This is a genomic window from Dolichospermum lemmermannii CS-548 (assembly GCF_028330815.1).
Lineage (GTDB): Bacteria > Cyanobacteriota > Cyanobacteriia > Cyanobacteriales > Nostocaceae > Dolichospermum > Dolichospermum lemmermannii.
Window position 1 is genome coordinate 1 of the sequence record NZ_JAQMTJ010000202.1, and the last position, 13,427, is coordinate 13,427.

The 13,427-nt window shown below is 36.3% G+C and carries 9 protein-coding genes; 4 read left to right on the forward strand and 5 right to left on the reverse strand.

Features of this window, described 5'->3' with window-relative positions; all coding sequences use genetic code 11:
* Nucleotides 1–276 precede the first annotated feature (276 nt).
* The 5 genes from PN450_RS13160 to PN450_RS13180 form a co-directional block, all read right to left on the reverse strand.
* Nucleotides 277–1,065 carry an ABC transporter permease gene (locus PN450_RS13160; protein WP_213718221.1) on the reverse strand — a complete coding sequence of 263 codons (789 nt, stop codon included), beginning with the start codon at nucleotides 1,063–1,065 and terminating at the stop codon, nucleotides 277–279.
* A gap of 5 nt (nucleotides 1,066–1,070) precedes the next feature.
* On the reverse strand, nucleotides 1,071–2,054 hold the full coding sequence (locus PN450_RS13165; protein ID WP_015078202.1) for an ABC transporter ATP-binding protein: 984 nt from the start codon (nucleotides 2,052–2,054) through the stop codon (nucleotides 1,071–1,073).
* A gap of 48 nt (nucleotides 2,055–2,102) precedes the next feature.
* Complete coding sequence (locus PN450_RS13170; RefSeq protein WP_271836615.1) at nucleotides 2,103–5,627, reverse strand: WD40 domain-containing protein; 3,525 nt, start codon at nucleotides 5,625–5,627, stop codon at nucleotides 2,103–2,105.
* A gap of 14 nt (nucleotides 5,628–5,641) precedes the next feature.
* The gene (locus tag PN450_RS13175; RefSeq protein ID WP_271836616.1) at nucleotides 5,642–7,276 is read right to left on the reverse strand and encodes an AAA-like domain-containing protein; all 1,635 of its coding nucleotides are present in this window, start codon (nucleotides 7,274–7,276) and stop codon (nucleotides 5,642–5,644) included.
* A gap of 433 nt (nucleotides 7,277–7,709) precedes the next feature.
* Nucleotides 7,710–8,774 (reverse strand): mannose-1-phosphate guanylyltransferase, encoded by a 1,065-nt coding sequence (locus tag PN450_RS13180; RefSeq protein ID WP_271836617.1) that lies wholly within the window; start codon nucleotides 8,772–8,774, stop codon nucleotides 7,710–7,712.
* Nucleotides 8,775–9,176: 402 nt separating this feature from the next.
* On the opposite strand from PN450_RS13180, the gene PN450_RS13185 reads away from it, so the two are divergent.
* The 4 genes from PN450_RS13185 to PN450_RS13200 form a co-directional block, all read left to right on the forward strand.
* The gene (locus tag PN450_RS13185) at nucleotides 9,177–10,682 is read left to right on the forward strand and encodes an LCP family protein (RefSeq protein WP_271836618.1); all 1,506 of its coding nucleotides are present in this window, start codon (nucleotides 9,177–9,179) and stop codon (nucleotides 10,680–10,682) included.
* Between the two features lie 102 nt (nucleotides 10,683–10,784).
* Nucleotides 10,785–11,294 carry a pentapeptide repeat-containing protein gene (locus tag PN450_RS13190; protein ID WP_148759863.1) on the forward strand — a complete coding sequence of 170 codons (510 nt, stop codon included), beginning with the start codon at nucleotides 10,785–10,787 and terminating at the stop codon, nucleotides 11,292–11,294.
* A gap of 127 nt (nucleotides 11,295–11,421) precedes the next feature.
* The gene (locus PN450_RS13195; protein WP_271836619.1) at nucleotides 11,422–11,943 is read left to right on the forward strand and encodes a COP23 domain-containing protein; all 522 of its coding nucleotides are present in this window, start codon (nucleotides 11,422–11,424) and stop codon (nucleotides 11,941–11,943) included.
* A 337-nt stretch (nucleotides 11,944–12,280) separates the two neighbouring features.
* Nucleotides 12,281–13,427 (forward strand): tetratricopeptide repeat-containing S1 family peptidase (locus PN450_RS13200; RefSeq protein WP_271836620.1); only part of this gene is annotated, 1,147 nt, incomplete at its 3' end.

The following is a 13,427-nucleotide window of genomic DNA, read 5'->3' on the forward strand; positions in this document are numbered from 1 at the left end:
ACCATACCCAGTAATTTATAGTAGTTCCCGGTGTTATGAGGTACATATCTAGCGGGCAAGATGCCCGCACTACAAGAGTTTCATGATTCAACTTTGTACCTCATAAGAGCGGAAACCGCTGTAAAGCCTCTCTCCTGGTAGGGGAGAGGTTTGGAGAGGGGTCTGTTTACACATTAAAAACTTTTAAAACATCCTCTAACAGCAAATACTTTTGATCAATTACGTGAACTTATCCAAAATATTTATGCTGCTGAAATACATTAAATTATGAATTATTTAAGCCCCCATACCTGAATACTTTTTTAAACCCATACGCCATAAAAAACGATTGATTCCTAAAAATATGAGAAACCAACCGGCAATTGATAAAAATCCTCTGGTTAAATCTACAGGTAGTCCTACCAAAATACTCGCTGGAAAATTAATCATGTAGGGAAAAGGTGTCCACATAACTATGTTTCTGACGTTTTCTGGAAAGACATCTAAAGGTGCTATCAAACCTGATAAAAATACAAAAAACAACAACCATAAATTTTCTAAAGCTGCGGCTCTTTCTGTCCAAAATGCAACCATAGCAAAGGTATATTGAATTATAAATCTTAAAGCAAAAGCCATAATTACCGCTAATATAAATAGTAATAAATTAGCTATACTTGGCAACCAAAAAGCTTGGGGATATAAAACAAAAAAGAATATTGATAGAATTAATACAAAAGGCATTCGAGCAAATCTTTCACCAATATGATTCGCAATATGATGCCAAACTGGATCTAAAGGCTGTAATAATTTTGGTGAGAGTTTACCTGTTAATACTTCCCTTTCAAAGTCATAAATTACCCAAACAATGGTGATTTGTCTAGCCAGAAAAACTGCGAAAAAATATCGAGTAAAATCTACAGATCTAAAAGCAAATTTACCACTTTCAGCAGCTTGTACCCATATACCCATCATAATAATTGGTAAAGAACCAGCTAAAACCCAGAATATTAATTCTGACCTATATTCCAACATATAAGTATAGTATACTGATAGTAAAGTCAAGAATTTTTTAATATTTTTTTTCATGATTATCAATGGTTAAATCCTTTTTGAAAAACTCTACCAATTACTTCTTCTACTGGTGGTTCTGTGACTGTTAAATCTACCACTTCCAAATCGGCTAAAATTTGGGAAACAGTGCGAGTCATGGCTGCTTGTGGCACAATAAATCTAACTGCTCTTCCTTCTAGCATTTGTACATCACCATAGGGCATAAGTTGTTCTAGTGATAATGGTTGAACTAACTCTACATAAATTTCTCGATAAGGGGCAAAACTTGCTAATAACCCATCTAATCTACCATCATACATTAATTTTCCTTCGTGAATTAATAACACCCGTTCACACAAAGCTGTAATATCAGCCATGTAATGACTCGTTAATAATATGGTTGCTTGATATAGCTGATTATATTCTTTTAAAAAGTTACGTACCCCTGCTTGAGCATTAACATCTAATCCTAAAGTTGGTTCATCTAAAAATAAAACTTGGGGACGGTGTAAAAGTGCTGCTAATAGTTCAGCCTTCATTCTTTCACCTAATGATAATTTTCGCACGGGTTGAGTTAATTTACCTGCTAAAGCCAGCATTTCTGTTAATTCCCCAACTCGACGCTGAAATTCTTTGTCAGAAATATTATAAACTGCGGCGTTAATTCTCAGAGAATCTAGGGCTGGTAAATCCCAAATTAATTGCTGTTTTTGTCCCATCACTAAAGTGATTTTTTGTAAAAATGCTTCTTGACGATTAAAGGGAATAAATCCACCAACTTTAACTGTACCTTGAGAGGGATGAATTAATCCTGTGAGCATTTTTAAGGTTGTAGTTTTACCTGCGCCATTGGGTCCCAAAAAACCGACAATTTCCCCAGGCTCAATGCTAAAAGAAACATCCTGAACAGCGTTAATATTGCGATAAGTCCGGCGAAAAAAGTGGCTAATTGTTCCCCCTATCCCTGGATCTTTAATCGCTACTGGATAGGATTTACTCAGGTTTTCTGCAATGATAATTGACATAAAAAATTTATTTCCTTCTGCCTGATAACGTTGATTTTCTCCCCTCTACTAATGATCGCACAAATGACGAGTAGAAAGCTTGTCCCCAGAAGAATTATTTTCTTCTGAATTTTCTAGTTCCTGATTATTTTGTAAATAATCTTTTACCCAGTTACAAGCATAATCTAATTCATTCGTGGCAAAGATTTGGGGTAAATTCCAGATAATGGCAGTGCGATCGCCACTAACGGATACTAAACTTTTACCATCAGCACTAAAGGTTAAGGAAGAAACCACTCCTCGATGACCAAATAAGGTAATGATTGGCTTACCATCAAGATCCCAAAGGTTGATGGTGTTATCTTCACTAGCAGCAGAGATCATTCTTCCGTCTGGACTAAATTTTATCTTGTTCAGTCCCGCTTTTGAAGTTATCAATGTTTTTAATAACTTGCCATTGGCTTGCCATAAGTTGATAGTATGATCGTCACTTAACGATGCAATTAATTTACCATCAGGACTAAAGGTGACATCAAAAACTTGGCCGTTATGTCCTTTTAAGGTGTGGAGGAGTTGACCCTCTCTATTCCATAGACGGACTGTTTTATCATAACTGCCAGTTGCTAACACTTGACCATCAGGACTAAATTCTACACTAACAATAGGTTCTTTATGTGCTTGGATGGTTTGTTGCCAACGAAAGCTAAAGGGTTTTTTGTAATCTCGTTGCCAAAGCCGTAGAGTTTGATCAAAACTAACAGAAGCGAGAAGTTTACCATCAGGACTCAAGGCAATATTGTCAATGCTCGCAGTATGCCCTGAAAGAGTATCTATGAGAGTACCATCTATGTTCCAGATTTTGATGGTTTTATCATAACTACCAGTTGCTAAATACTGGCCATCTGGACTAAAGACAACGGAGGTAATACCATTTTGATGTCCTTTTAAACTTTTGAGTAATTTGCCATTACGTTGCCAAATATTGATGACATAATCCCAACCTGTGGTAGCAATGATTTTCCCATTAGGACTGATGGCAGCTTGTGTTAAGTTGAGTTGATGACCTCTTAAAACTGTGAGTAAGGGATTTTGTAATTGCCAAAGTTTAACGCTATTATCTAAACTGCCTGTAGCTAGAATTTTACCATCTGGACTCCAAGCGATCGCCCAAATTGCTTGTTGATGTCCTTCTAAAGTTAGTAAGTCTTTACCGTCTATACTCCATATTTTCACTACTTTATCCCAACTGGCAGCAGCAATAGTTTGACTATCGGCACTAAAGGCGATCGCAATTACTGAATATTGTCCCTCAAAATTACTGATTTTTTTACCATCGAGACTCCAAATTTCTATCTTTTTATTATTACCACCTGTAGCTAACCGCTTACCATCAGGAGAAATGGCTAAACCACGCACAGCATCTTTACCACGATTAAAGTTAACTAATTTTTTCCCGTCTTGACTCCAAAGAATTGCTGTACCATCAAAACTACCTGTTACTAATTTTTTTCCATCGGGAGTAAATAGAACTTTATAAATAGTTAGTTGATGAGCCTTAATTATAGTTAGTTTTTCCGCTGCTAAATTCCACAATCCTAAATTACCATTATTCATGCCAATTGCTAAGAGTTGACCATCAGGACTAAAAGCTATACTTTTAACTTCCGCATTCACAGAAATAGTTTTCAACTTTTGCCCATGCAAAGACCAAAGTTTGACAGTTTTATCCAGACTACCGGAAGCAATAACTTTCCCATCAGGACTAAAAGCAACTGTGGAAACTGTAGCATGATGACCTTTAAATGTGCGGAGTAATTTGCCATTTTTCTCCCACAATGACACTTCATCTCGATTGGTAACTGCCATCTTTTGGCTATCAGGACTCCAAGCTAAATCCCAAACTAAACCAAGATTATGACCTGATAAGCGATTCCGTTCTTGCGCTCCATAACTAGCTTGACGGAGAACATTATCAGTTAGGTGATCCAGTTCAGGATTATTAATATTTAATTTTTTTAATTTTCTTTTTGCTTTAATAGCATCCCTTACTGCTTCTAATTCTTGATGGGATTTAAAGTTCCCATTAGAAGAGGATATCAGGGCTTTAATTTCACTAATTTTTGCTAATCTTTCACTTTGAAGAGATTGACGATATAACCAGAAAGATATCCCTCCTAAGCTGACAGAAGTTAAAAAAGCTGTACTAATTACTCCCAAGATGAGTTTTTGCAAACGAGCATTTTTTTGTTGTTCAAGCAGTTGAATTTCCATATTTTTGGATTTTTCTGCTCCTAAAATAAGCTGTTGTTCTCGTCGTTCTAATTCTGCACTTTTAGCTAGAAATTGATTATCTAAATTTGTTAGACTTTTATCCCAAGCCCAAGCTTGAGCATCCGCTAATGCTTGTCCTCTTAGTAAGCGAGATTCATCAGTTTGTTGGGAAGTTAACCACGCATTAAAAGTTTGCGAGTAGGGACGTAAATTAGCTAATTGTTTTTCTACCCAATCTAAATTAAATACTTTGGCATAAATACGGTTTTTAACAATTAATAATCCTACTTGTTTAACTACTAAACCTGATAGCAATAATTCTACTTGTTCTCGACTATCATCACTTTTTACTTCTACACCTTGCAAAATTTGCTGATAGATTCCTAATAATCTACTTACAAGCTGTTGATTATAAAGTAATCGATCTCGAATAGTTCTTAAATGTTCTGGTTCGTCTTGAGATTCCCAATTTTTAATAATATATTCATTGACAATATTATCTAACCAAAACTCTTCATAACCTTTAGCAAAATCTAGGTAATCACCACTTACTTGAAAATTAGTGATGAGATTACATAACTTTTGGGTTAAAAAAGGCTGCCCTCCTGTCCAATCTAAAATTTGTTTCATGACTGGATAAGGATTTGGTATGACTAACTCTAATCCTCTAATTAAAGAATCAACTTCTTCTATTTGAAATCCTTTTAAATCAATGGCTTGACCAATATTAAAAGGTGTTCTTTTCGCATCTTGAATTAAATCTGATGGAGTTGCTACTCCAAAAATTGCAAATGTCAACCGCTGATATTCTGGATCTATGGCTCTTTGATTATAGCAGTATCTAATTAAGGCAAAAAAATCATCTACGGGAAAATCCAATCTGAGGATACTATCAATTTCATCTATAAAAATAATTAGCCTTTCTTCTGGAAATTGGGTTAATAATTCCGCAATAAACTGACTTAATTTATGGACTAAGGAAATATCATCTCCTGTTTGCCACCATGATTTTAAATTGAATTTTCCTAAAAGTTTAAATCCTCTACATAAATCGGCAATTATTCCCTTATACCATTGACTTGCAGTGATATTTTCACTACCAATATTCGTTATATCAATAGATGCACATTTGAATCCTTCTTGTTCTAAATGATGTTTAGTTCTCACTAACAGAGACGATTTACCCATTTGACGACAGTTAAGAACATAACAAAATTCACTCTTTTTTAAAGCGTTATATATTTCTATATCTGTTTGTCTTTCTACGTAACTAGGCGCATTATTTATGAGACTACCACCGACTTGATATGGATAAGTATTCATATTAGTGATATTTATTATTCATCATAGCCAAATTTAAATTTAGAACTCAAAATAGTGCGATCACGCCCTAATTTCTTAGCTTGATACATTGCTTGATCAGCCGCTTCAAAAAATTCTCTTAAAGAAAAATCTCCTGAAGGAATGATACAGGCAATTCCTAAGCTTATGGTTAAGCTAATCATGTTTGTTAATTGATTTTTTTTGGTTAATTCAGGAATTTTAATTCTCAATGATTTTACTGTTTCTCTGATTTCTTCAGCAATGAATATAGCTGCTTCTGCGTCAACTTGTGGCAAAATTAATACAAATTCTTCACCACCATAACGAGCAACTAAATGATCTGGATTTTTAATTACTGAATTAATTGCTTGAGCAATTTTATGTAAACAATTATCACCACTCTGATGTCCATAGGTGTCATTATGAAATTTAAAGTTATCCAAATCTGCTAATATTAAAGATAGAGGTTCTTGGATGTATGTCATTCTTTCCCATTCTATTTCCAAAGTTTCATCAAAACATTTACGATTAGCAACTTGAGTTAGTTGATCAATATTAACTAACAATTGCAATTTTTCATTTTCTTTTTTTAATTTATCCCGCGGAATAGCATTACTTTCTATTAGTAAACTTTTTTGAAAAAATAAACGATACAGTTCGCAAAAAGGTTCATAATTATAGCTACTTAATTTAATTAACCCTAAACTATCTAATTTATAAACCAAATTGTCCGACAAAAATATATTGTTACCTGTAGAATTCACAACTTGATTATATGCTTGAGATAATTCTGCATCTTGTAGCAATATATTGAGTAAATTTCTTAAATATCCGCTGTAAATATATTTACCCTTTGTACAATTATCTAATAGTTCTGGTAAAGAAATTTTCTGCTGGTAGAGATCATATAAAGCCTGATGAATTAAATATGGCTGTCCTCCCACCCAATACATTAAGTTTTTCACAGCTTGACTATCACACCAATCCAATTCATACCGTCTAGCTAATTCTGTTACTTGCTCGACTGTAAATTCTGGTAATTTCAATGACAAACCAACATTAAACGGAGATTGATTGATATTTAAAGGGATATAAACTTCAGTGGAGTGTAATAAGACTAACCGAACCTTTTGCCAAATCGGAGTTTGTTTAGCTTGTTCATGCCAATTGCGGAGGAGAAGTAGAAAATCTTGGGCAATTTGTTGATATTGAAAAACATAATCTACTTCATTTAAAATTAAAACCAATGGACTTTTAATTTGCTCTAATAAATAACTCTCGAAATAAATTGAAGCACTAACTTTACTACCAATTTCCTCATCCCAATAATCATCCAAATCCGATGCAAGTGACAACTGCCGAGCCACATTCATACAAAACCAGCGTAAAAAATTATTCAGGCTCAAAAAAGTTTGGGTATCTACTAGTTTAAAGTCTATAGTAACTACGGAATATTCATGTATTTGAGCTTGGTGAATTAGCTGTAACATTAAAGAACTTTTGCCCATGTGCCGAGGTGCTTTAATCCGAATTAAACTCCCTGGTTTGAGTAATTCTGCATGAGCATCGCTTTCAACAGGAGGGCGTTCAATATAAAAGCAGGAATTGAATGGTAGTGGATCACCTGGTAAAGTAATATTTTTCTTCATTCACTTGAGGGCGAAATATTTTGTTTCTGATCAGAAATAATAAAGTTTGATTGCGATCCCCAAAAAAAGAGGCTCAAATCTCTTAATTAACATATACTGTCACCAAATACTATCAAAAGTCTAGTTAAGTAGGTGAACGGAAAAAAACCGTAGACGCGAAGCGGCTTCTCGAAGAGTAATATGTAACGAAAAGTAAAGTTGCCCAAACCCTCTTCCCTCTTGCCTCTTGCCTCTTGCCTCTTGCCTAGTGCCATAACGACGATTTTCAATGCTAACCTACTTACAGCGGTTTCCGCTCTTATGAGGTACAAAGTTGAATCATGAAACTCTTGTAGTGCGGGCATCTTGCCCGCTAAATATGTACCTCATAACACCGGGAAGTGCTGTATAATGAGTGACAGGACTTTGAGCCATCTACCAAGGGTTTTAACTTTTACAATAGGCCAGTAAAGCGGCTATCGGTTTGCAGAATTTTGAGGAGCTGCTTAATTTCTTGGGTACGGTCTTTTTTAACTACTAGGGTAACATTGCGATCGCGCACAATTACCACATCTTCTAAACCAATAGTCACAATTACATCATCAGGATTGGAGGCATAAACAATTGCTCCTTGGGTATCTAAGCCCACATGAGTAGCAAGTTCTACATTAGGATTATCGGACTGCTTCAGTAAACGTTCAATAGCATTCCAATCACCCAGATCATCCCAACCAAATGCTACAGGCAAAACATAAGCTAGACTGGTTTTTTCCATCAGCGCGTAATCTATACTTTTCTTAGGTAACTGGGGATAAATATCAGGTCCATGTTGTTCTAAAGGTTTAATAATTTCTGGTGCATGGGTGCGTAATTCTTCTAAAACCACACTGGCTCGAAAAACGAACATACCACTATTCCAGCTAAACCGCCCCGTTGATAAAAAAGTTTCTGCCGTTTCTCGGTCGGGCTTTTCAGTAAATCTGTGAACATGATAGGCTGGCAAGTTATTAAAGCTACCTATTTTTTCACCTTGTTCAATATAACCATAGCCAGTTGAGGGGAAATTAGGTTTAATCCCCAAAGTCACAATTGCTGCTTTCTTAGTTGCCAAATCCATCGCAGCGGCTAAAGTTTCGGCAAATATCTCCTGGTCAGCAATCCAGTGGTCAGCCGGAAAAAAGCCAATAATAGCGTCTTCCCCGTAACGCTTTTTAATTTCTAAACTTGTCCAAGCAACAGCAGCAGCAGTGTCTCGACCCTCTGATTCAATGAGTAAATTTGCAACAGGCAAATCGGGAAGTTGTTCTCTGACCCCTTGAGCAATGGGACTAGACGTAATTACCCACAAGTTTTCCCAACCCCCAGCCAGAGTTAACAATCGATCAGCAGTTGCTTGTAGTAAGCTTCTAGAGCTACCATCAAGGCTTAAAAATTGTTTAGGTCGGTCTAGTCGGCTCAAAGGCCAAAAACGCTCACCTTTACCACCAGCCAGAATCACAGGAAAAAATAAATTATTCATGTTGGCATATACAGATAATTCAGAACAATATACAGCAGAGAACAGACAACAGGGAACAGGCAACAGGGAACTGCTTTGAAAGTCTTTTGGTCTATGGCTTGTCCCCTAAATTTTGTCCCGGATAGCATTAGTCAGCTATTGGCTAACATTCACTGAAGCCTTATTTAGCTAAAATCTGCTGTAAGTCTACATTTATTGACGTTTGGATCATCTTCACTGATGAATTTTGGTGGTCAATTATGTTTCAATTATTACCTATTAAAACTATGAGGACAGCAAGACCCAACAAAATCTCAGATTAGCTTTTCACAAAATCTCAAATTTGCGTAGTCAGTTTCATCTCGCAATATTTGTAGCTTGTATTAACATAACTTTAAGGAGTGGTTGAGTGGGGAGAAAATTGTGATTAAACAAGTTCAATGGTCAGAAAACCAGGTAGCACCTCAACAAGTACCAACCTCAGAACCGGAGGTGTTACAGCCACCAGTTCAATGGTCAGAAAATCAGGTAACACCTCAACAAGTACCAACCTCAGAACCGGAGGTGAAACCAAAACAATTAATTAACTCTTCTCGTCACGTCGTTGAATCCGTGGGAGCTATTCCCAACGAACTCTATGACCGCTTAGGTTTATCCGTCCCCCGCTGGTTACTGTGGGTATTAACCATTGTTTTAGGGGTAATTTTATCTGGATTACTAGCATCAAGTTTGGCACTATGGACTCCTCTATGGAGTAATCTCGACCAAGCGAAAGATGATGAATTCGGTGCGAATAAACAAGACCAAATCAAAGTACCGGGAGATTTATGGACTAAGCTTTCTCAGTACAAACTATCAAAACCCATGAACATTTTAATTATGGGTATTGAACCGGTGCCAGGGACTGTAGATGGTTCACCGGAAAGTTTTGCTGGTAAAAGCGATACCATGATGTTAGTGCGGCTAAATCCCAGTGATAAATCCATTCGCTTGCTGTCAATTCCCAGAGGGACAATGATAGCGATTCCCGAACAGGGATTAACTAAGGTATCTGAAGCTAACGCTAAAGGTGGTCCAGTTTTAGCCGCAAGAGTAGTTAGTCGGAGTTTAAATAATGCTCCCATAGATCGGTATATCCGCATTTCTACTAGCGGATTTCGGGAATTAGTTGAACAGTTGGGTGGAGTAGATGTATTTGTCCCCCAAACTATGAATTATCAAGATCAGGCTGGTGGCTTTGCCGTAAATTTAATCAGCGGTTGGCAAAGTCTCAATGGTGAACAAGCAGAACAGTTTGCCCGCTTTCGTGAAGAAGGTATGGGGGATTTACCAAGAGTCCAACGACAACAAGCACTGATAACTGCTTTAATGCAACGTCTCAACAGTCCCACTGTTTTACCCAGGTTGCCCCAATTAACTCGCTTAATGCGGAAGTATTTTGATACCAATCTCAAAATGGAAGAAATGATGGCATTGGCAAATTTTTCCGTCAATGTAGAACGGGATCATTTCCAAATGGCAATGTTACCTGGTACTTTTAGTAAACTCAGTCAAGACCCCAATAGCTATTGGTTAAATATGACTGGCCAACAAAGCTTATTAAATGATTTTGTTGGGGTAAATGTAACTGGGATTAAATCAGATACCAGACCCGTTTCTATCCAAAGAATTGCCGTTCAAAATACGACTAATCAACCCCAGCTAACAGAAAAGGTCATTACCTATCTTAAACAGAAAGGTTTTACTAATGTTTACCCAGTTCCAGACTGGCCAGATAGCCAACGTCAAACTCAGATTATTGTCCAAAAAGGCAACCGACAACCAGGAATTGACTTGCGACAAGTTTTAGGTTTAGGACAAATCGAAGTTTCCGGAAATGGTGATTTGGAATCTGACCTCACAATTCGCATTGGTAAAGATTGGAAATAGTTATTAGTCAGTGGTCAGTGGTCAGTGGTCAGTGGTTAGTAGTCCAGAAAAAACGACTGACAACGAACAACTGACGACTGACAACCAACAATTAACAAATTTATGAACAAGATTTTGTTGAGATTTTTAAGTTTGATATTCATTTTTATTTTGGTGGGATTTTCGGTAATTATGAATCCCGAACCAGTTTTTGCTCAAGTTAATACCATTAATTACAATAATGCTAATTTAGAAAATCGGGACTTTTCTCATACTAATTTAGTTGGCGGAACTTTTGTCGCAGCCGAAATGCGGGGAACAAATTTTCAAGATGCAAATTTAACTAACGCCATTTTTACTAAAGGCGTTTTATTAAAAGCCAATTTAGAAAGTGCAAATTTAACGGGCGCTTTAGTTGATCGTGTTACCTTCGATAGTGCTAATCTAAGAAATGCCATTTTCACAGAAGCAACTTTAACCCGCAGCCGTTTTTATGATGCTGATATCACTGGTGCTGATTTCACTGACGCATTAATTGACCGTTATCAAGTATCCTTACTCTGTCAAAGGGCTGATGGTATTAATCCTGTAACAGGCATTTCTACAAGAGATAGTTTGGGTTGTCGGGAGTAGGTGATAGGTTACAGCCATTTTCAGGTAAATAAACCCCGCTTTAAAGATATTAAACTCTAGACATCCTGATTAAGATTATATAAAATAATACATAATCTTGTGAATTATCAGGAAAAAATAGAAATATATGTCCCGGTTAACCAAAAATTTAATATTAGCTGTTGTTACTGTTTTAAGCGGTGTAGTTACCACTAACCAACCCAGCTACAGTTATACGACTGGAACTAGATTCTCCTGCGAGAGAAAAGGTGATGAATATTTTACATTCCTCCGCACTGAAGACAGTAAAAAATATCAAGTGATGAAATTTGCATCTACAGATTTTCCCCCACCATACAACAAAATTAGGAATCGTTGTGAGGAGATATCATCCAGATTTCAAAGAAGTTACGATAATGGTACTTTGAAAAAAATTATTGTCGGTAGACTGAATAATCAATCTGTGGTTTGTGCTGTAAAATATAATTATGATGTTTGCGATCGCTCCAATTTATTATTTACCTTAACAAACAAAGCCAAAGGTAAGGATATTGCCAATAGACTATTTAATATTGCAGAAAAAGATAGTCGCAAAGTTTTGACTGCTAATGGCTCAGACAATATTATGATTGACTTTGATAGGTATTTAGAGAGTTTACCAAGGGAATAGAAATCATAATTCTCAATAATAGCGGTTATAGACAACAAGATCCCCGACTTCTTTAAGAAGTCGGGGATCTGAATTTTGTCAAGTTGGACACAATAAAAATAATCTACTATTAATTTTGATTAGTTTTGCTTATGCGGATAGGATAGTTCTTCCTTGTCAATCTTATGATAACATTTTTTTAAAGAAGTGTCAAGGGGGTTAAAAAACTTTTCGCGCTCATTTTTAGCGGTTTGTGACAAATGGTGATTGTCTGAATCAGGATATACTAAAATAACACAAAATACAGATAAACCCATCCTGTAAATCCTTAAATCCTGGAAATCCTGATTCAGACAATATGAATTACAAATATACTATTCCCACCTTATTTATTCTCACATCTATCACGCTCACATCCCCAGCCAGAGGACAAAACTTACCATGTTCTAAAGAGGTTGATGACATAGCCCAAAATATCACCGTTTTGATTGAAAATAAAAATGGTGGTTCAGGAACTATCATCAAACGTGATGGTAATACTTATACTGTGCTGACTTCATTTCATAACGTTGCAGATAAAAGTCTACAATATACCCTTGTCACTTCTGATGGACAACGTTATCCGATAGATGTAAGAAACCTTCGACGCTTGGGAGACAATATAGACTTAACTGTGGTGCAGTTTAATAGTAGTAAGAGTTATCAAGTGGCTAAAATAGGTAATTCTGATAATGCTAAACGTCGGGATAATGTTTATATTGCTGGGTTTCCGGCTAAAACAGGTGGAATCAATACTGCTTTATATGAATGTCGTGATGGACAAATTAGTGCTAATGCTACTCAAGCTACTATAGATGGTGGATATAATTTAATTTATACTAATAAAATTTTAAAGGGGATGAGTGGGGGACCTGTTTTAAATCAACAAGGTGAGTTAATTGGTATTAATGGATTGATAGAGGAAAATGACCAAGGAAATACAGATAGATATGGTGCTGTTCCTATTAATACTTATATGCGGATTGCGTCCGGTGCGCGTCAACCTGTTAAGCCGACAGGAGGAAGTTTAAAGGCCGATGATTATTTGGCGTTAGGTTTGGAAAAGGAAAATAAAGAGGATAAGCGAGGAGCGATAGTTGCTTATACTGAAGCTATTAAAATCGATCCTAACAATGCTGTAGCCTACAATTACAGAGGAAATCTCCGTTTTGAATTAGGAGATAAGCAAGGAGCAATACAAGATTACAACCAAGCTATCAAAATTAATCCTAACTATGACGAAGCCTACAACAACCGGGGATGGGCTAAATATGAATTAGGAGATAAGCAAGGAGCAATACAAGATTACAACCAAGCTATTCAGATTAATCCTAACTATGACTATAACTACTCTTTTCGGGGACTTGCTAAATATGAATTAGGAGATAAGCAAGGAGCAATACAAGATTACAACCAAGCTATTCAGATTAATCCTAACAATGCTAATACCTACTACTTTCGGGGAA